General features: G+C 62.9%; 13 protein-coding genes. 4 read left to right on the forward strand and 9 right to left on the reverse strand.

The window, feature by feature from the left end:
- Window positions 1-69 precede the first annotated feature (69 nt).
- From ACOGXC_RS08730 to ACOGXC_RS08740, 3 genes are all read right to left on the reverse strand, one after another.
- On the reverse strand, window positions 70-5,364 hold the full coding sequence (locus tag ACOGXC_RS08730) for a fibronectin type III domain-containing protein (RefSeq protein WP_419917810.1): 5,295 nt from the start codon (window positions 5,362-5,364) through the stop codon (window positions 70-72).
- Window positions 5,365-5,665: 301 nt separating this feature from the next.
- Entirely contained in the window at window positions 5,666-6,748 is a 1,083-nt protein-coding gene (galE, locus tag ACOGXC_RS08735; RefSeq protein ID WP_419917811.1) for a UDP-glucose 4-epimerase GalE, read from the reverse strand.
- A gap of 42 nt (window positions 6,749-6,790) precedes the next feature.
- Window positions 6,791-8,350, reverse strand: a complete 1,560-nt coding sequence (locus tag ACOGXC_RS08740) for a hypothetical protein (RefSeq protein ID WP_419917812.1) — start codon at window positions 8,348-8,350, stop codon at window positions 6,791-6,793.
- Window positions 8,351-8,532: 182 nt separating this feature from the next.
- Between ACOGXC_RS08740 and ACOGXC_RS08745 the strand changes: the two genes are divergently transcribed.
- Window positions 8,533-8,769, forward strand: a complete 237-nt coding sequence (locus ACOGXC_RS08745; protein ID WP_419917813.1) for an Lrp/AsnC family transcriptional regulator — start codon at window positions 8,533-8,535, stop codon at window positions 8,767-8,769.
- Window positions 8,770-8,953: 184 nt separating this feature from the next.
- Here ACOGXC_RS08745 and ACOGXC_RS08750 read toward each other — a convergent pair whose 3' ends face one another.
- The 4 genes from ACOGXC_RS08750 to ACOGXC_RS08765 form a co-directional block, all read right to left on the reverse strand.
- Window positions 8,954-9,367, reverse strand: a complete 414-nt coding sequence (locus ACOGXC_RS08750) for a hypothetical protein (protein WP_419917814.1) — start codon at window positions 9,365-9,367, stop codon at window positions 8,954-8,956.
- A gap of 63 nt (window positions 9,368-9,430) precedes the next feature.
- A complete protein-coding gene (locus ACOGXC_RS08755; RefSeq protein ID WP_419917815.1) occupies window positions 9,431-10,267 on the reverse strand; it encodes a PIG-L family deacetylase in 837 nt (278 codons plus the stop codon).
- Window positions 10,268-11,425 carry a CaiB/BaiF CoA transferase family protein gene (locus ACOGXC_RS08760; RefSeq protein WP_419917816.1) on the reverse strand — a complete coding sequence of 386 codons (1,158 nt, stop codon included), beginning with the start codon at window positions 11,423-11,425 and terminating at the stop codon, window positions 10,268-10,270.
- A 112-nt stretch (window positions 11,426-11,537) separates the two neighbouring features.
- Window positions 11,538-11,897: a metallopeptidase family protein gene (locus ACOGXC_RS08765; RefSeq protein WP_419917817.1), complete on the reverse strand. Its 360-nt coding sequence runs from the start codon at window positions 11,895-11,897 to the stop codon at window positions 11,538-11,540.
- 112 nt (window positions 11,898-12,009) lie between these two features.
- On the opposite strand from ACOGXC_RS08765, the gene ACOGXC_RS08770 reads away from it, so the two are divergent.
- Together ACOGXC_RS08770 and ACOGXC_RS08775 are read left to right on the forward strand one after the other, a co-directional pair.
- Complete coding sequence (locus ACOGXC_RS08770) at window positions 12,010-12,507, forward strand: hypothetical protein (RefSeq protein WP_419917818.1); 498 nt, start codon at window positions 12,010-12,012, stop codon at window positions 12,505-12,507.
- Between the two features lie 8 nt (window positions 12,508-12,515).
- The gene (locus tag ACOGXC_RS08775) at window positions 12,516-14,000 is read left to right on the forward strand and encodes an ATP-dependent helicase (RefSeq protein ID WP_419917819.1); all 1,485 of its coding nucleotides are present in this window, start codon (window positions 12,516-12,518) and stop codon (window positions 13,998-14,000) included.
- Between the two features lie 75 nt (window positions 14,001-14,075).
- Here the strand turns inward: ACOGXC_RS08775 and ACOGXC_RS08780 are convergent, their stop codons facing one another.
- A complete protein-coding gene (locus ACOGXC_RS08780; RefSeq protein ID WP_419917820.1) occupies window positions 14,076-16,238 on the reverse strand; it encodes a cation:proton antiporter in 2,163 nt (720 codons plus the stop codon).
- Window positions 16,238-17,158 carry an exodeoxyribonuclease III gene (locus tag ACOGXC_RS08785; RefSeq protein WP_419917821.1) on the reverse strand — a complete coding sequence of 307 codons (921 nt, stop codon included), beginning with the start codon at window positions 17,156-17,158 and terminating at the stop codon, window positions 16,238-16,240. The genes ACOGXC_RS08780 and ACOGXC_RS08785 overlap by 1 nt, the downstream gene beginning before the upstream one ends.
- Between ACOGXC_RS08785 and ACOGXC_RS08790 the strand changes: the two genes are divergently transcribed.
- A complete protein-coding gene (locus tag ACOGXC_RS08790; RefSeq protein ID WP_419917822.1) occupies window positions 17,074-21,045 on the forward strand; it encodes a multifunctional oxoglutarate decarboxylase/oxoglutarate dehydrogenase thiamine pyrophosphate-binding subunit/dihydrolipoyllysine-residue succinyltransferase subunit in 3,972 nt (1,323 codons plus the stop codon). The genes ACOGXC_RS08785 and ACOGXC_RS08790 overlap by 85 nt on opposite strands.
- The last annotated feature ends 26 nt before the right edge of the window (window positions 21,046-21,071 follow it).

Here is a 21,071-nt window from a genome sequence, read left to right on the forward strand (position 1 = left end):
CCGGCCCCCGCCGGGGTTGCCCCGGGTGGTGGGGGGCACCCCGGCGGGGAGAAATAGGGTGGGGGTGGGCTAGTTGTTGCAGATGTCGTTGTTCAAATCAGCAACACTGTCGCCGTAGTTTCCGCGGCCCAGGCGGCGGCATTCTTCGGTGAGGATGGTTTTGTATTCGTCGCGGTGGGTGGCGGCCAGGGTGTCGCCGGCTTTTTGGCGGGCTATGGCCTCACGGCGGGTGTAAGGCAGCGAACAGACATCGGCCACGCCGTCACCATCACTGTCAAGGGGGTAGGTGGTGGGCCCACCCAGGGAGCGGTTGGCGCACCAGGAGGGGCCAGTAATGGTCCCCGAATAATACGGGCCCCCATCGTTGGGAGGCGGGAAACCCGGAGCGGCCAGAGCCTCACCCCCGCAAGCCTCGTTACCGGGTTGGTTGGCGCACTCGGTGTTCACGAGCCGGCGGTACAGGTTGGGGTACCGGTTGGCCAGGGTGATCACCGCGTTGTGGCGGGCTATGGCCTCGCGGCGGGTGTAGGGGAGTGAGCAGATGTCGGCCACCCCGTCACCATCGCTGTCGAGCGCGAACAAGCGGGCCCCACCCAAGGAGAACTCCGCACAGAAACTCGGGCTGTCGATCGCACCGGTGTAGTAGTCCTCATCATCAGCTTTGTCGTCGCCGGGGATGATGGTGGGTGAGGTGCCCGCGGGTCCGGCCCCCACCGCGTTGATGGCTCGCACCTCAAAGGTGTAGGCCACCGGGCCGGTACCGGTATCGACCCCGGGTATAACCGCGCTGGTCGTGGTGGCCCCAACATCGGCCCAATCACCAAAACCGGCGCTACCGATGCGGGTGCGCCACTGCCAACCCGTCACCACCGACCCCCCATCGGTACCCGCCATCCAGGTGACGGTGATGGTGCCGTCGGTGACCGTGGCAGCAACAGTTGGCGCGGCGGGCACCATCGCCGGTGTCGCCGCAACAGAGGCCACAGCGCCGGGGCCCATCGCGTTCTGGGCTCTTATGTGGAAGGTGTAGCTGGTGCCGTTGACCAACCCGAGTACCGGCACCGAGGTGGCGTCAGCGCCCAAACCCATCACCGCCAAATCCACCCACTCGCCATCATCAACCCGCAAATGCCAACCCGTCACCGCAGAACCCCCATCATCACCAGGCATCCATGACAACGTGACCCTACTGTCGCCGGGCGTCGCGGTCACCGTGGGCGCAGCAGGAGTAGTAGCAGGGGTCGCGGTGTCAACCCCAACCGCGCCGGCACCCATAGTGTTTTGCATCGCGTTTCGGGCTCTAACCCCGAACGTGTAGGTGGTACCATTGACCAGGTTCAGCACCGGCACCGAAGTGGTATCAACAGGATGATCCTGCCATTGGCCATCACCGGTACGCACCTGCCAACCCGTCACCGCAGACCCACCGTCATTGCCGGGAGTCCAGCTCACCGTCACCATCCCATCACCAGCAGTAGCTGTCACAGTCGGCGCGGCAGGCACTGTCGCCGGGGTTGCGGTGACGGTGGTGGCGGTGCCGGGGCCCATCTTGTTCTGAGTCCTGACCTCAAACATGTAAACAGTGCCGTTCATCAAATCACCAACATCAGCGGTGGTGACAGCAGCCCCCACATCAACCCAAGTGCCGTAATCACCATCGCCGGGTTTGGCCCGGTACTGCCAACCAGTAACCGGGGCGGCCCACGACGATTCCCCCACCTCACCACTCACACCAGCTTTCCAACCCAAAACGACCATCATGTCACCAGCAGTAACGGTCACCGCCGGCGCTGGGGGCACCGCCGAGGGGGTGACCGCCTCGGACTCGAACGAAGTGCCTATCACCTCGGTATCGGTGGTCACCGCCCGTATTTGGAAGGTGTAGGCCCGCCCGTTGGCCAAACCATCCACCACCAGGCTGCGGGCCGATGCCCCACCGGTGACCGCCGTCCACGAACCATAACCCCCACCAGCGGTTTTCATACGATACTGCCAACCCGAAACCGTGGAACCCCCCGTGTTCGCCGGTGTCCACGACAACGTAACCTGCCCATCCCCGGCAGTGGCTTGCAGCGAGCCGGCCGCGGGTGCGCCGGTCGGTGTCACCGGACCAACCACCCCAGCCGCAGGCCCCGGGCCGAACCGGTTCACCGCCCGCACCTCGAACTCATAGCCCACCCCATTGACCAAACCCCGCACCGGCACCCCAACCGACTCAGCCGGATGTCTGGGTGTCGCGGTGGGCGGCGACGGGTTCTGCGGCTGCGGAATCGGGGAACCCAACGCCTGCCACGCATCAAAAACTTCGCTGCCAGCGCGGCGCACCCGAACCTCATAACCCAAAACCGACGTCCACTTCGCATCCCCCGCAGAAGCACCCCGCAACGGGGCCACCACCGTGATCTTCACCTCACCATCACCGGGCATCACCATCACCTGGCGAGGCGCTTGGGGTTTTTGGCCGGGAACGACCTCCAACGATTGCGCCGCCGCACCATCACCCGCGGAGATCAAAGCTCTTTTGGTGCCTGTGGTTTGCAGAGCCACCAAGGCGTTCACCGCCCGCACCTGGAACCGATACAACGAACCGTTGGTCAAACCCTTCACCACAGCCGAGGTCGTCGACGGCCCCGAACCAGCAACATCAGTCCAAGCCTTGGACTGAGTAACGCTGGGACTACCGCCGGTAACGTCGGTGGTATCAGCCCAAGCAGACCACGTAACGCTCGTAGCTGCGGGAGCGGATTGGTAACGGTACTGCCACTTGGTGATCGGCGGACCCCCAGAACCCGCCGAGGTCCACGACAACACCACCTGCCCATCACCACCAGTTGCGGTCAGTCCTGCCGGGGCGGGGGGTTTCACACCCGGTATCACCACCTTGTCGGGATTTCGATTGCTGATTTTGTTCGCCAAACCGGCACCGTTGGAATACAACACCACACCAGGCAACATGTTGGTACCGTGCCGGTTCACCGCCCGAACCCGGAACTCATAGGACACCCCGTTGCGCAAACCCGACACCGTCAACGCCCGATCAGTGCCAATACTACCGGTATTACCCATGAACTGCTGACCAATATGAGCCACCGCCCACGGCGACCACACACCACCGACAGGGCGATACGAATACTCCCAAACCGTTTCAGCATAAACCCCATCGGTATCAATCAAAGCAGTTTGATAAACAAGCGGATAACGATAAGTACGACCCAAAGGGTCCCCATCAGGAAGTTCTATCCCATCACCGTCAGAGGCTCTAACAATTCTCAACTCCACCTGACCATTACCCGGAACCGCCAACACCTCAGGACGATCCCGGCCAGCACCGTCCCAATCCGCAGCCCCCGGCAACGGTGGAGCCCCGAAAACAAACGGCACCGACTCAGTCGCAGGACCCGCACCCACATCAGTGACCCTCCGGAGCCGCATCGTGTACGTCTCCCCAACCCGGAAAGTCAGCTCATCAAAACTCTGAACCTGCCGGGACAATCTATCCTCCACAGGGAACCACAACCCCCACGGACCATCACCAACCCTCCACGAATAATCCCACCTAACACCACTCCCACCATTACGTGAATTAACAACTGTACCCGTATGAGGCTTAGCACTAGCAGTAGTAAGAGGATTATCAGTGTAACCCCTCAAAAACACACTCATAACCCTAGAAGCGAGCCCCTTGGGAATATTCACCCTCACCACCCCCGACACCAAACCCTCACCCCTAGCATTCACACCCCGCATCACAAAATAATGATCCCCCACCCCCAAATCCGGAGCACAAGCATCATAAGGACAATAAGTACCACCCTCACCATCACTTATCCGACCCTCGTTCAACGTCACCGACCGCAACGCCCCACACCCCGAATCCAACACCGAATAACACAAATCACCCCAATTCTCATCATTAATCGCGTTATTAAGCCCACCCACCGTTTCCGACCGTATGAACTGCCACTTCGTTATCGGCGAACCACCATCAGAACCAGTCCACGACAAAACCACCTGATGCACCCCCAACACATAATCAGACACCACCTCAGCCGACACCACCGGCGCCGACGGCACAGTCCCCGGATAAACAACCCCCGTTTCCGCCACCGCACCGGCACCAACATTGTTCACCGCCCGCAACCGGAACCGATACCCCACCCCCGCCGTCAAACCCTGAACCGTATAAGACGCAGTAGTATAGGGACCCGGTATCGCCACCCAACCACCCCAATCACCATCACCAGCCCGCACCGAATACTCATAACGCCTAAAAGTCTCGCTACTTTGAATACCAGCCGGCCGGGACCACTCCAACGTCACCGAAGACAACGACACCGATTTCACCTTAAAATCAGGAGGCGCGCCCAAAACTGGGCCCGGCCACACAAACCCAGAACGCGCCGGCACGCCCGCACCCAACACATTAACAGCCCGCACCTCAAACACATACCTCCCGGTAGTACCACCACCCACAAAATTATCCAAACCACCCACAACATAAGACCTGACCCCAGCCCCACCAGGAACCCTCTGCCAACCCGCCTGCCCCAACTCCGTATAACCCGCAGCCCACCGAACCTCCCAACCCATAACCGGCGAACCAACCACCCCCGGCGCAGCCCACGACAACAACGCCGACTTATCACCCGGGGCCACCAGAAAGTTGCGGGGAGCCCCCGGTGCGCCCCTCACCACAGTTGGTCCTACCTCACCGGTGGCACCGTTGCCGTGTTTGTTGACCGCCCGCACCCGGAATGAATACCCCACTTCGTTGGTCAACCCCTTGACCACGAATGATTCGCGATCCTTAGCAGCGTTGCCGTCGTCGGCCATCACCGACCATCCCGACCATTGCCCGTCGCCTTGTTTGATGGCGTACTCGTACCGCAAAATATCGGTGAACCCCGACCCGGCTACCTCACCGGCAGCTTTGGTCCACTTCAGTGTGATTTGGGAGTCCCCGGGAACCGCCCGCAAACCCGCCGGTGCGGGGGCAACACTGGAGATACGAACCGAAGTCGGATCCGCAAACTGGGAAGTGCCCGCACCAGCAGCGTTCACCGCTTTGACATGGAACTGGTAATGAACACCAACCGTCAAATTCGACACCACAAACGACCGGGCAGCCGCACCACCGGGCACCGGCCACCACACCACCCCACTACGATCCCCCGAAGCGGTCCTTACCTGAGCCGAAGTCGGAACCCACGTACTCCCACCATCGGTCGACCGCGAAAACGTGTACTCATAACGCGCAACACTCTCAGCATTCGCCCCCGGTGTCCACGACAACCGCACCCGCCCACCATCCAACACCACCACCGACGGATTCGGATACCCCGGCACACCCGACTGCGCACCCACACCCCCCACCCCAACCAACACCGAACCCAACAACCCCACCAAAACCAGAAGCCCAAACCAGGGCAGCCCTACACGACTACCCCCCCCCCTGAATCAAACCGACCAGCCATCACAAGGCCACCCTTCCCGAAACGACCAGAACCCCAAAGCCCCAGCCAAAAACGATTAGCAACACCACAAAACTACCATCACCCCCCCCCCCGCGCAAGTACCCCCACAAAAATCCGTCACCGCCACCAATAGAGCTTGCCCCTCCTACCAAATACAAAAGACGACGAAGAGAAAGCAGAACTCCTGGACATCAAGGCAATACCCCAGCCCCGGTGGTGGGGATAGTTGGAGGGAGCCGCCGGTACCCCCACGGGTGGGAGGATTGCCATGTCCAAGCATCCCGGCACATGTCGGCCAGGGTCCGGTTGGCCGACCATCCCAAATCCCGGAAGGCCTGGGCAGGATCGGCCCAGAGTTCAGGAACGTCGCCGGGGCGACGGTCGCACACCTCATGGGGCAGGGAGTGGCCACTGACCTTTTCCATCGCTTCGATGACCTCCAGCACCGAAACGGCTCGACCAGTCCCGAGGTTGCAGATCATCGCCTGCCCGGCCGACGACTCCAGGTTCCCCAACGCCGCCAGGTGGCCGTCGGCCAGGTCCATCACGTGAATGTAGTCCCGCCGCGCCGTGCCATCCGGGGTGGGGTAATCGGTTCCGTACAGTGGCAGCGCCGGTCGGCGGCCCACCGCCACTTGGAGCAGGTACGGCATCAAGTTTCCGGGCACCCCCCCGGGATCCTCCCCGATGAGGCCGCTGGGATGAGCCCCCACCGGGTTGAAGTAACGCAGCAGCGCCGCCGACCAACGGGGATCGGCCTCAACCATGTCGGTGATCATCCGCTCGACCATGAGCTTGGTCCATCCGTAGGGGTTGCACGGTCGGAGGCTCGCCGTTTCAGCCACGGGAAGCTCATCGGGCACCCCGTAAACCGTGGCCGATGAGGAGAACACGATCCGGTGCGCACCGGCCCGATTCATGACCGATAGAAGAACCGCAGCCGACTCCAGGTTGTGGCGGTAGTACCTGAGCGGATCCTTCACCGACTCGGGCACCGATTTGAGCCCGGCGAAATGGAACACCGCATCGGGACGCACCTCGGCAATGATCTTCTCGAGAGCGACCTCGTCCCGGCAGTCAACGGCATCGAAGCGCGGGCGGCAACCGGTGATGCCCGCGACGGCATCAATCGCACCGGCCGAGGAATTGGCCAGGCTGTCCACCACTGCCACCTCGTGACCCGCCTGCAACAGGGCAACACACGTGTGGCTGCCTACGTAACCCGCCCCCCCAGTCACCAGCACCGTCGCCATGCTGGTCAATCTAGATGCCATTGGACCATTAGCCCGGGCCCCGCTTTAGATGCCGTTGGAGCATCAGCCCGGGCCCCGCTTTATGCGGGTCTTGCCGCACATCGATCCGAACAGGAGGCGACCGTCGTCATCCACCGTCACCCCAGCTCCCAGGGTGTTGAACTTGGACCCCCCGAGGACATAGTGAAACCGTGACTCACCGGTGGCCCAGTCGGCTGCCTCCAGGGTCCACTTACCGTCACGAACTCCGCAGGTGTAGACCAGGCCGCTCTCCTCGGCAACGAAGGGAACCGAATTGGGAGAGGAGATGTCGAGGTTGACCCACGCCTCCCTCAATTCCCGGACCCCGGGATCCCACTCGTACTTGTGAAGTCCGTGGGGCCTGTACTCCGGCTTGTGGCCGAGCATGAAGCAGAGCATCCGGGATGCCTGCGGTGGGAAACCATCGGGAATCGAGGCCGGTTCGTTGTTGACCGTCATGGCCCCGTAACCCGACACGGTGATCGACTGCTCGGTCTTGACCTCATCGAGATCGAGAGCACCCATGTTGGCCGGCCCGATCCCCGCGATACGGCGATCGGGAGCGTTGGGCAGTTGCTCCCAATCATCGGGAATCTCTTCGCGCCACAAAAGAGTGATGTTCACCACCTCGTCGCCATCGCCGATCACCACGAACCGGTCATCATCGGGGCCGAAACCCATCAGCGAGGGGGTGGTACCGGAGCCTAATCCGCTGCCGTTGCGGTAGGGCACCGTCCAGCAGCCGTGGGTGGGATCATCGGTGAGCTCGGTACCCGTCCAGCGCAGCTTGTGGTGGTGGTCGTTGGACGAGAGATAGATGCCGTTGTCGCTGTCAACACAAAGGCTGGTCCTGACCCAGCCGTAGCCCGTGTGACCTCGTTCGGATTCCCGGCGGGCGCAGTAATCGGCAGCTTTCTCGGCCCCACCAGCTACCTGAAGCGCCTTATAGGCGCTGAAGTCCCGTTCGAGCACGATGACCCAGCCATGATCGGTGGACATCACCAGCCTGCCGTCGAAGGTCATGTTCATCCCTACGAAAAAGCCCTCGATATGGCTGGGCCTGTACCACCGGTCCCGCTCCACTATGCCCGAAGCCGGATCGGACGGATCGGTCTCCACGTAGGCCACCGCATGGTCCTTGCGACCCAGAAACAGCGTGTGGTCGCAGTCGAGGAGCGCGTAGATCCCGTCGAGACCGGTCATGTATCTCATCGACAGTTGGATGGCGTGCTCGATCACCTCCCAACCCTCCTTCTCATCGAGACCGCGGAGGTTTTCCTCCAGAACGGGCACAGGGGTGCGCCCCTCCCCGCCAACTATTTCGTGATCGGCGAGCACCTCCAGTGTCTCGTAGTCGAGCTTCACGATGTTCTGGCGCCCGTTGCTCCACAGCGCCCGTCGCCCGTTGGGATACGGCCCCGATATCAGGTGGCCGAAGTGGCACGGACCCAACCACGCGTACTGAAGATCGACCTCCTCGTCGAGAACCTCGGTGGGACCTTCGGGACCCCGCCACGGCACGTTGTCCTGCTGATCGCACCGGCCGTGACCGATGGCGTAGGAGGAACGGGCGAGGTACGGGTTGGTGGGAGCACGGTCCATGGTTAAACATCCTTACCCTTGCACGCTGCCTGGGTGCCTGAGATTCCAGTGGGAGCACGATCCATAGCTCAGTATCCTTACCCGTTCACTATGCACAAATCTCCGCGAACCGGTCATGCCGCCGAGCTTTTGCCGGGTGGCTCGGGTACCATGCAGAACAAATCAATCGGAGGTACAACGACGTGGGTGTCAGCTCTTATGTTCTGATCCAGACCGAAATGGACAAGGCCCGGCAGGTGGCCGAGGCCATCCGGGAGATCGAGGGTGTGGTGATCTCGGAGATAATGACCGGCCCCTACGATGTGATCGCCAAGGCCGAGGCCGAATCCATGGACCAGTTGGGCCGCTTGGTGGTGAGCCAGATACAGATGGTGGACGGCATCACCCGCACCCTCACCTGCCCCGTCGTCAACCTCTGAAACCGCACCCTCACCTGCCCCGTCGTCAACCTCTGAAACCGCACCCTCACCTGCCCCGTCGTCAACCTCTGAAACCGCACCCTCACCTGCCCCGTCGTCAACCTCTGAAACCCTGGCCGCGGCCGGCAACCCTTCACCGCGATGCTCCCCGCCGTGGCATCGTCAAGCTCGAAACCCCAGCCGGCTAGCTGAGGATCATCGCTCGGACAGCCAGGCCGGCCAGAAAAAAACTGCCGCCGGCATAGAGGAGTTCGCGGCGGTCGGCCATCTGGAGTCGATAGGCATAAATGATGGCCACCGCGGCTATAGCCGCGAAGCCATAAAGTCGGTGCAGATCACCTGGATCGGTTTCAATGCGATTTTCCAGCACCACCCCGATGATCACCTGGGCAAAGACGGTGCCCTGGGCCACGGCAATGAACGTCCACAACTGCCAACCCCGAAGCCCGGGCCGGAAATGGGCTCCCAAGGCCCATCCACCGGCAACAGCGTTGGCCAGCACCACGACCCAGGAGAACCGATCATGAAATCCGGCCAGCGACCAGAGGGCAGAAGCCGGACCAGCAAAGATGCTAAGTATTGACTGAGAACCGATCATGAAATCCGCAGAGGGCAACCGGAGAAACCCGGCCCAGAACAACCGCGGCCCCCAACAAGAAGCTCAACCGAACAGGTCGGTGGCGAACCCGTCCGTTTGTGCCAACCCCGGCGCCACGAACCACTCAACCCCGAAAGCATCGGCGAACTGTTCCTCGGTCATGTCCCCGAAGAAGGAGTCGGGGGCGATCTGGCTGGTGTGAGCCAACATGGCGGCTCGCTTGCGCCCCAAGTAGCTGGTCACGTCCACCGCATGGGTTATCTCCTCTTCAGCGGTGCCGAAATCCTCCTGGGTTATCTCCTCTTCAGCGGTACCGAAATCCTCCGGGTCGAACCGTTCCAACCGCTCGGTCTCCATCGCTTCCATGGCCTCGGCAAAGGACTCAACCTCGGCCATCTGGCGCAGGATACGGGTCCGGTTCATGGTGGCGTAGAACACCCTTTCGATCCCGACCTTGCGGGCGGCACCCACCCCCACCCGGTGAACCTGGATGTGGTCGGGATGACCATATCCACCGTGCTCGTCGTAAACAGTGAGCACATCGGCGGACTCCTCGATCAGGATCCGAGCCAAGCGCTCCACCGCCTCGTCAAAGTCGGCTCGCCAAAAGCACGCCGGGTTGTCGTTGGCCGGGTCCCCTGCCATCCCCGAATCCTCGTAGCCCAGGAACTCCACCCGATGAGCTCCGATGATTGCGGCTGAATCCAGGGTCTCCGCCGCCCTTCGCTCTCCCAACCGCTCGCCGGGTTCCAGCACACCGGACACCGGCTCACCCTGCTCCCCCCGGGTGGCAACCACCAGCACCACCCGATGGCCGTCATCGGCCGCCTTCATCATGGTGCCGGAGGTGGCGATGGCCTCATCATCAGGATGGGCATGAAAGTTCACCATGGTTCCCATCTACTTCACGGCCCCGGATTCTTGGAGACCGGCCACCGTGGTGGCGTCAAACCCCCAGTCGATCAGCGCCTCAGCGGAGTGCTGGCCGGGATGGGGGGCGGCACGATCGATCCGAGCCGGGGTGCGGCTGAAGCGAGGGGCCGGGCCGGGCTGAAGCACGCCCCCCACCTCCACGAAGGTACCCCGGGCGGCGTTGTGGGGATGGTCCGGAGCCTCGGACAGGCTGAGCACCGGGGCGAAACAGGTGTCGGAGCCATCAAGAATCCCGCACCATTCATCCCTGGTCCTGGACTTGACCGCCTCAGCCAATCGAGCTCGCATCTCCGGCCAGGTGGAACGGTCGTTCTGATCGATCCCGCCGGCATCCAACCCCATTTTCTCCACCATCTCCGCGAAGAACTGCGGTTCCAGCGAACCCAGCGATATGTACTCCCCATCGGCACACTCGTAGACATCGTAGAACCAGGCTCCGGTGTCGAGCAGGTTGGTGCCCCGGGGACCCCACACCCCCAATTGGTGCATGCCGTAGATCATGGTGATGAGCAGAGCGGAACCCTCCACCATGGAGGCATCCACCACCTGCCCCCGACCCGAGGCACGAGCCTCCAGGATCCCGGCCAGCATCCCGACGGCCAGCAGCATTCCTCCCCCGCCGAAATCACCGGCCAAATTCACCGGCGGCACCGGGGCCTCCCCGGCTCGACCAATCGCCCCCAACACACCCGAAAGGGCTATGTAGTTGATGTCATGACCAGCCATGGACGCGTAAGGACCGTCCTGACCCCAGCCGGTCATGCGCCCGTAAACCATCTGAGGGTTGCGCTCCAGACACGCCTCGGGGCCGATCCCCAGGCGCTCAGCCACACCGGGGCGAAATCCCTCAATCAGCCCGTCAGCGCTCTCCACAAGCGTCAGCACGGTCTCCACACCGTCGGGATGCTTGAGGTCGACGCCCACGCTGCGGCGGCCCCGGTTCAGCAAGTCGAAATGGGGAGTCCGGGGCATTTCCTCCCGGACACGATCGGCTCGGTCGATCCGCAGCACCTCGGCCCCCAGATCGGCCAATACCATGGCGGCGAACGGTGCCGGGCCTATCCCGGCAATCTCCACCATCCGAATACCCTTGAGTGGCCCCGTGCTCTGCCCGGACTTGTCCATTGCGGCAGGGTACCCCGTTGATGCAGTGGTCAGCCGGATCAGGCCCAACCCAACTCGTGGAATAGCCAGCCCGGATCAGGCCCAACCCAACTCGTGGAATAGCCAGCCCGGATCAGGCCCAACCCAACTCGTCTAGGCGGTCGTCCTCAAAACCGAAGTGATGAGCCACCTCGTGGATGACGGTGACCCGTACCTCCTGCACCACCTCGGCCTCGCTCTCGCACCCCTCGCAGATCGGCAACCGGTAGATGAAGATACGGTCAGGCAACACCATCTCGCCCTCGCCGTAGCCACCACGATCCGTGAGCGGCACCCCGTCGTACAGGCCCCAGATATCCGGGCTATCGCCTTCGTCCTCCACCAGCACGGCTACATTCTCCATAAGATCGGCCAGCTCACCGGGAATCTCATCCAGAGCCTGCGCCACCAGTTCCTCGAACCGCTGCCTTGAAACCGCAAACATCCCCGCCATCCTCTCACAGCCCCAACCGAACTAGCCGTGAAAATATTTCTTGCGCGCCCGCCGCCGACCTGTTAGGGTACTTTCCGCTTCCCCCGTGCGACAGATCGTTTAGGAGAACATCATGGACCAGGCCATGATCGCCATGTTGGGGGTTGTCATCACCTTGATTCTGTATCTGGACCGCGCTCGGCGCGCTGACTTAACTGAGCTTCGAGAGCAGCTCTCGAAGCTGAGCAAAGGCCAAACCAGGCTCCGGGAAGAAATGCATGCCGGCGATGCCAGCATCCGCGAAGAAATGCACACCGGGTTCGCCAGCATCCGCGAAGAAATGAAAGAACTCGAAACCACACTCCGCAAAGAAATGAAAGAACTCGAAACCACACTCCGCAAAGAAATGCACGACGGGTTCGCCAGCATCCGCGAAGAAATGAAAGAACTCGAAACCACACTCCGCAAAGAAATGCACGACGGCGACACCAGTATGCGCGAAGAAATGCACACCGGGTTTACCTTTATGCACCAGCGGACAGATCAGCTAACCAACTCGATTATCGATTTGGCCGCCAAAACAGGAATCATAGAAGGTCGCTTCCAGAGCCACCCCGCAAGCGACACCTGAAGCGATCAGTGCCAGCGGCCTTGGCGGTAACCGATCCAGAGGAACTCCTGAGCGGACTGAACGAGCGGCAAAAGGCCGCGGTGAGCACGCAGAGCATCCCTCTATGCATCCGGGCTGGTGCCGGCACCGGCAAAACCAGGGTGTTGACCCGTAGGATTGCTTATCAATCGTTGACCGGCAGAATCGACCCTCGCCGCACTTTGGCCCTCACATTCACCCGCAAAGCGGCGGCCGAGCTGCGAAACCGCTTGACCGGGCTGGGCCTGGAGAGCTCGGCAAGCGCGGGAACCTTCCACAGCACGGCATATGCCCAGTTGCGCATCCGGTGGGCCGAGCAGGGTGTGCGAGCCCTCGAGTTGATGTCGAACAAGCTGGGGCTGATGGCCAGAATCGCCCGAAAAGGCAAGCAGCGCCTGGACAGAACCGGTTTGCTCGAAGTGGCAACCGAGATCGAGTGGGCCAAAGCCCGCCGCATCCAACCCGAGTGCTACGCAGAGTCCGCCGTTCAAGCTCGCCGGTGGTCGGGAATGGAGCCCGCACTGATCGGCGATTTCTACCAGCAATATGAGAACGAGAAGCGCAAGCAAAGCACGGTGGATTTCGATGACCTGCTGATCCTGGCCCTGAACGATCTAAACGAGGACCCCGACTATGCCGAAGCCATACGCTGGCGGTTCCAACACCTGTTCGTGGATGAGTTCCAGGACGTCAACCCGTTGCAGTTCGAACTGCTCCAAGCCTGGCTGGGAAACCGCAACGACTTGTGCGCGGTGGGTGACTCCAACCAGGCCATCTACCGCTGGAACGGTGCCGAGGCCGATTACATCCAGCGGTTCGACCACTGGTTTCCGGATGCGCAGATGCTCGACCTGGTGGACAACTACCGCTCCAGCCCTCAAATACTGACCGCCGCCAAGAACGTGCTGGGGGCTTCGGCCAACTCGCTGGAAGCCACTTGTGCCGACGGCCCCCGACCCACGGTATCCAGCCACGCCAACCATTGGGACGAAGCCGATGACATAGCTCGGATGCTGCGGGATGCCAAGGGCCCGGAGGTGGCCTGGTCGTCAATGGCGGTACTGGTCCGGACCAATGCCCAGATTGCCACCTTAACCAGCGCACTGGAACGGGCAACCATTCCCTTTCGGATTCGGATTCGGACCACCGCCCACCACCTCGAGAACAACTCCCCCCTGAGCAGTGATCCGAAGATCGACCAATCCATTGACGGGGTAGACGTGGTGACCTTCCACGCGGCCAAGGGACTGGAGTGGCCCATCGTGCATCTGGCCGGCTTGGAACAGGGACTGGTGCCGATCGGCCACGCCCAGGAACCAGCCGAAAGAGCCGAGGAGCAGCGGCTGCTGCATGTGGCCATCACCAGGGCGGAACGCGAGCTGCACTGCCACTGGGCCGCCGAACGGGTCTTCGGTGACCGAACGGTCCCCCGCACCCCCTCGTGCTACCTGGGTGCCATCCTAGAAACCGGATAACCCACCAGCACCCAACCACCATTGGCCTCAACCGGCGGGCATCCTAGAAACCGGATAACCCACCAACCCCTGCGGTCAGAGATCGAATGGGATGAGAACCACCACCACGGTGGCATCGCAATCCCGGAGCACCTGCTCAACCCTGTGACCCAAAAACGGACGATCCCCAACCCGGCGGAGGTGAGCTCCCATCACCACCAGATCGGCCTCGATGTCCCGCACCAAATCAAGGATCAGTTCGGCCGGCGACGAACCCTCCAACACCACCGACCGGGATGTCGCTCCCAACTCGTCGGCATGAGCCATGGCCTGCTGCACCACCTGCTCCCCCACATCCGGCGCGCTGCGGGGAATCATCCGGCGACCGAAAAGAGACGGTAACGCCGCCGGCTCACCCCGCCCCGAGTTCACATGGGTGAGATGCAACTCGGTGCCAAGCTGGGCACTGAGGTTGAACGCCACCTCCTGGGCAGCCCGGGATACCGGGCTTCCGGTAACCGGCACCACTGCCCGGCTGAACGCCCCCGGCAGCGGTCGGTCCAAGTTCCGGGCTCGGCGCACCACGACCACCGGTATGGGGCTCTCTGACAGCACCCCGTCCACCAGGGGCGAGATCACCTGTTGGGTATCCACATAATCCAAAGCTCCCAGCCCGATCACCCCGTAACCCAACCGACTCTCGTCGATGATCGCCCGCACCGGATCATCAACCCGCACCCGTCGATGCTCCAGAGAGCGGTCGTACATCACGTTTCGCAACGGGGTTATGTCCACCTCGGTGTCCCGGTCGCCGGTCGTGAACACCGTGGCTCCGGCCTCCACCGGCCAGGCGAAATGCAGAACCTGGGCGGCCGCAATGGACTCCGGCCCGCCCCGGCTGGGCAGCAGCAGCCGGGAAGTGCGCACCACCAGGTTTTGGCTCAGAGCCTTCTCCCTCCCGAGGCGCGCCTGCTCGTCCGGGGTGCCTTGCCAGTTGTTCACCACCCATCGCAGGGTGGCCGACGCGAACAGCGATGTGATCACCGGCACCAGCACAATCACCGAGAAGGCGGTGGAGCTGAACACCCCAAGGCTCAGCCCCACAGCCGCGATGACGATCTCCAGAGCTCCCCGGGCGTTCAACCCGGCCCCCAGAGCCAGTCCAGCCCGATGGGTGCGACCGGCAAGGCGGGCCCCACCGTAAGCACCGGCGAACTTGAAGACGATGGCCACCACCAGCAGCACCAGCGCCCACAGCAAAGCCTCGGAATCGTTCAGCAGGCGAAGATCCACCTTCAATCCGGCAGTGGCGAAGAACACGGGCGCGAACAGTGCCCCGGTGAGGCCCTCAAGGTGGTGAATTACCTCCTCGTGCTGGAAGCGGGACCGGTGCAGCACCACTCCGGCCACGAAGGCTCCCAACACGGCCTCCACTTCCAGCCACTCGGTGACCACTCCAAAGCCCAACATTGTGATCATGCACACCGCCAGCGCCGCAGCCAGGTTGCCCCCGGTGCGCCGCACCCGGCGCAGGAGCATGTTCACAAGCCGCTGGCCAACGGTGAGGGCCAGCACCCCGAACGCCACTATTCCCCCCAGCGTGGCCAAGACCTGCCCGACCGACACCCCGCCGGAGGTAACCAAACCGGCGAAAACACCCAACATGATCCAGCCGACCACATCATTGGCCATGCCGACAGCCACGGTGATCTGGCCGAAATCCCGCCGCATCAGCCCCAGTTCGCTGAGAATCTTGGCCACCACCGCCAGCGATGACACGCTCAGGGCAAGGGCCACGAACAAGGTGAATGTGAACCGTTCCGCCTCGTCCCCCAGAAAAATGGAGGGCATCAGCATCCCCACCACGATGCCGGCGACCAGCGGCACCACCAGGCTTCCGGCGGTCACCAGAAGAGCAGGCCGGCCCAGCTTGGAGATGAGTCCCAGGTCGGTCTCGAATCCGGTGACCACCAGCAACAGGGCCACCCCCACCCAGCTCACCGCATCCAGCGCGGCTGTTTGCTCGCTACCGGTGGGCAGGAACCACTCGAAACCCGATTCCCACACCACCCCGAACACCGACGGCCCGAGCACCAGCCCGGCCATGAGCGCTCCCACCACCGAGGGCAAACCCACCTTCCTCATCACAACCCCGAAGAGATGGGCGGTGGTAACCAGAACCAGTATCTGAACCCAAAAGACCAGAAGGTCGAACCCCCCGGCCTCGGCCGCGAACACCGTTGCCCCCAGATCAGGCATCAACGAATACCGTGAATCGGATCCCAGTCGAAGTCCACCACCACAGGGGCGTGGTCCGACGGTTTCTCCCCCTTGCGGGCATTGCGATCCATCAGAACCGTGGTCGCTCTCCCAGCCAGCGGTTCGGTTGCCATAACCATGTCGATTCGCATCCCCTGGCGCTTGTGGAACCGCCCAGCCTGGTAATCCCAGAAGGTGTACAAACCATCATCGGGCCACCGGCGGCGAAACACGTCCACCAGCCCCCAGTCCACCATCTCCAGGAATGCTTCCCGCTCGGGTTCGCTCACGTGAGTCATCCCCTCGAAAGCCGTCATGTCCCAAACATCGTTGTCGGCCGGGGCCACGTTGAAGTCTCCGGCCACCACCACCGGATCGGCGGCACTGGCATTGGCCTCGAGATGGGACCGCAGCCGGCCCAGCCAATCCAGCTTGTAGTGGTAGTGGTCATGGCCCAGCTCCCGGCCGTTGGGAATGTAGGCGCTGGCCACCCTCACCCCGGCGCAGGTGGCCCACACGATGCGGGCATCGGGATCGACCTCTCGGCCATCGGCAAAACCGTTGGCGGCGCCGTCGAGCCCTACCCGGCTCAAGATGGCCACCCCGTTCCAACGCCCCTGGCCGTTATGGACCCACTCGTAGCCCATTGCCTCAAAGGCCAGACCCGGAAAGGCATCGTCGGCCATCTTGGTCTCCTGCATGCACAAAACATCGGGGTCGGCCAGCTCCAACCACTCCTGAACCCGGGGCATGCGGGCGTTCAGCGAATTCACATTCCAAGTAGCCAACCGCACTGGCAGAACCCTAGTGGCTCCGAAGTTCATAAACTGCGTACATGGCCCCCGAAGCCCAGCAAGTCGTAGGTCAGAACGCGTGGCTGGTGGACGAGATGCACCACCTGTACCTGACCGATCCCACATCGGTCAGCGAAAGTTGGCAGGACTTCTTCTCCGACTACCGACCCGACCGGGTAGTGGCTGAACCGGGAACCCCAACCAAAACGGGAACCCCAACTGAACCGGGAACCCCAACTGAACCGGGAACCCCAACCAAAACGGGAACCCCCGCAGTCCGGCCCGAGCCGGTTGCGGAGCCGACCGAGCCGTCGGAACCCCCGGCGGGGAACCCGCTACGGGGCTCAGCAGCCCGGATCGCCCGGAACATGGAGTCCAGCCTGGCCGTCCCCACCGCCACCAGCTTCCGGGAGATCCCGGCCAAGTTGCTGGATGTCAACCGCAGCATCATAAACGGCTACTTGGGCCGCACCGATGGGCGCAAGGTGTCCTACACCCATCTGATCGGCTACGCCGTGGTGCAGGCCATCGCCCACCACATGCCGGTCATGAACTCCACCTACCACGACACCGGCAGCGGGCCCCGGGTGATCCATCACCCGCACGTAGGTCTGGGCATCGCCGTGGACCTGGAGAAGGCCGATGGCTCCCGATCCCTCATGGTGCCCTGCATCCCCGATGCCGACACGCTGGACTTCCCTCAATTCGTGGAGATGTACGACACCATGGTCCGCAAGGTGCGAGGCAACAATCCGAGTCCCGACGACTTTGCCGGCGTCACTGTGAGCCTCACCAATCCCGGCACCATGGGCACCGTCCAATCGGTTCCCAGGCTCATGCCGGGCCAGGGAGTCATCGTGGGAATCGGCACCATCGACTACCCCACCGCGTACCACGCCTCCGACCCTCGAACGCTGGCCGGCCTGGGGGTGTCGAAGGTAATCACCCTGTCGTCCACCTACGACCATCGCATCATCCAGGGTGCCGAATCGGGCATGTTCCTGGCGGCCGTCCACCGCCTGCTGCTGGGCGAGCACGACTTCTACGACAACGTGTTCCGAGCGATCGGCGTGCCCTACGAGGCGGTGCGCTGGCGACCCGACGTGATGCCCGCCGACCGCGAGCAGGCCATGGTGGTGAAGCAGGTTCAGGTGAACACGATTGTCAACATGTACCGGGCTCGCGGGCACCTCATCGCCGACTTGGACCCCCTGGCGGCCAAGGTGCCGGAGATGCACGACGAGTTGGACCCGGCCACTTACGGGTTGACCATATGGGATCTGGACCGGGAGTTTCTGGCCACCGGCTTCGGCGGTACGGATCTGGGCAACGCCCGCCCACGGATGCCGCTCGGTGAAATCCTCCATGTGCTGCGCGACGCCTACTGCCGGACGGTGGGCGTGGAGTACATGCACATCCAGGAACCCGACGAGAAGCAGTGGATCCAGGAGCATGTGGAGGGGGTTGACACCTCCGTGGGGCTCAGTGAGAAACTCCACATCCTGGACCGCTTGAACGCGGCAGAAGCGTTGGAGCGGTTCCTGGAGACCAAGTACGTGGGCCAGAAGCGGTTCGGAATAGAGGGGGCCGAAAGTGCCATCGTGGTGCTGGACACCGTGCTCGGCGGGGCCGCCGACCTGGGAATGAACTCCGCGATGATAGGTATGGCCCATCGGGGACGGCTGAACGTGCTGGTGAACATCGTGGGCAAGGAATATGGGCGGCTATTCGGCGAATTCGAGGGCAACCAGGACGAGTCGTTCACCCAGGGATCGGGTGATGTCAAGTACCACTTGGGAATGATCACGCTTTTCGGGAGCAGGGCGGGCAACCATATTCCGGTGGAACTGGCCGCCAACCCGTCGCACCTGGAGGCGGTGAACCCGGTGGTGGAGGGCATGGTCCGGGCCCGCATGGATCGCATCAGGCGCCGGAGGAACAAACCCGGCCCGGTTGAGCAACCCGTTGAATCCCCCTCAGGAGTTGACAGTTCAAGCGAACTCCAGACCGTTGAATCCCCCTCAGGAGTTGACGACGACGATTACCCGGTTCTACCCCTGCTGGTGCACGGGGATGCCGCCTTTGCCGGCCAGGGGGTGGTGAGCGAGACGCTGAACCTGTCGCTGATCCGGGGCTACCGCACCGGGGGAACGGTGCATCTGGTGATCAACAACCAGGTCGGGTTCACCACAACCTCGGAGTCGGCCCGCTCCAGCTATTACTGCACCGACGTGGCCAAGATGATCCAGGCCCCCATCCTCCATGTGAACGGCGACGACCCCGAGGCCTGCGCCCGGGTGGGCCGCCTGGCACTGGCCTACCGCAACCACTTCCACAAGGACGTGGTCATCGAAATGTGGTGCTACCGCCGCCATGGTCATAACGAGGCCGATGATCCCAGCTACACCCAGCCCGAGATGTATCGCCGGATCGAAGGCCACCGGTCGGTTCGTAAGCGATACGTGGAATCATTGGTCAAGCGGGGTGACATAACCCTGGAGGAAGCCGAGCAGGCCATGGACGAGTTCCGGGCCAAGCTCCAGCAAGCCCTGGACGAGACCCGGGACCGGGCCACCATCGAAGAGTCCGAGCCGGACGAGACCGGTTCTGCCGCCAACAACGACACCGGCAAAACCGGAAATGCCGAGACCGGTTCTGCCGCCAACAACGACACCGGCGAAACCGGAAATGACGAGACCGGTTCTGCCGCCAACAATGGCCCCGGCAAAACCGGACCGGACCCGAAACAACAATACGGCACCGGCAAAACCGACGAAGCCGGTGCCGACCTTGATCTGTCGAGCTCAGCGGCGATGGGCGATGCCACTCCCCCGGTGGCCGAAGCGCTGGCCACCAGCGTGACCAACGATCAGATCAACCAAGCGTATAAGGCTCTGAGATCGGTGCCTGACGGTTTCGTGCTGCATCCCAAACTCGCCCGCCAGTTCCGGGCCCGCGACACCATGATGGGCGAAGGCATGGTGGATTGGGGGCTGGCCGAGGCCCTCGCCTTCGGCACGCTTCTGGCCGGAGGAACATCCATCCGCCTCGCCGGGCAGGACTCCCGGCGGGGCACGTTCTCGCATCGCCACAGCACGCTGGTGTGCAACGAGACGAGCCGGGAGCACTGCCCGCTGGACGGGCTGTGCGGGGACGGGACCGAGTTGTGGGTTTACGACTCCCTGCTGTCGGAGTATGCGGCCCTGGGCTTCGAGTACGGCTACTCGGTGGTGGCCACCGACACCTTGGTGCTCTGGGAGGCCCAATTCGGTGATTTCGTCAACGGCGCGCAGATCATCCTCGACCAGTTCGTCGTGTCGGCCGAGGACAAGTGGAATCAGCGCTCGGCTCTGGTGATGCTCCTGCCCCACGGTTTCGAGGGGCAGGGACCCGAGCACTCCTCCGGGCGTATCGAGCGGTTCCTGCAATCGGTGGCGGACAACAACATCCGGGTGACCAACCCCTCCACTGCGGCCCAGTACTTCCACTTGCTACGAGACCAGGCCATTCGCCCCCAGCGCCGGCCGCTGGTGGTGTTCACCCCCAAATCGCTACTGCGCCACCGCGCCGCCCGATCCCCGGTTACACACCTGACCGATGGAGGGTTCGCCCCGCTCCTGGCCGATCCGAGCGGAATCGACCCCCACCGGGCCACGAGCGTGGTGCTGACCACCGGCAAGATCAGCCACGAGGCCATCACCGAGAGGGACCGGCAGGGCTCGCCCGCCGCGGTGCTCCGGGTGGAACAGCTCTACCCCTGGCCGGCCGAAGCCCTGGCCGAGGCGGTTGGCCGCTTTTCCGATGCCAAGAGGATCATCTGGCTCCAGGAGGAACCCCAGAACATGGGCCCGTGGAACTACGTCAAGGGCCACCTCCACGATGCCTTCGGTGACCGGTGCGACATCATCCGGTTCAGCCGTAGCGAGTCGGCCAGTCCCGCCACCGGCAGCTCCTCGATACACGCCCGGGAACAAACAGCCCTGCTGCATCGCACGTTCGCCTCCTGTGCCTGAACATGTTGACCAAGGGCCGCTACCTA

The organism is Candidatus Poriferisocius sp. (assembly GCF_965202595.1).
Lineage (GTDB): Bacteria > Actinomycetota > Acidimicrobiia > Acidimicrobiales > Bin134 > Poriferisocius.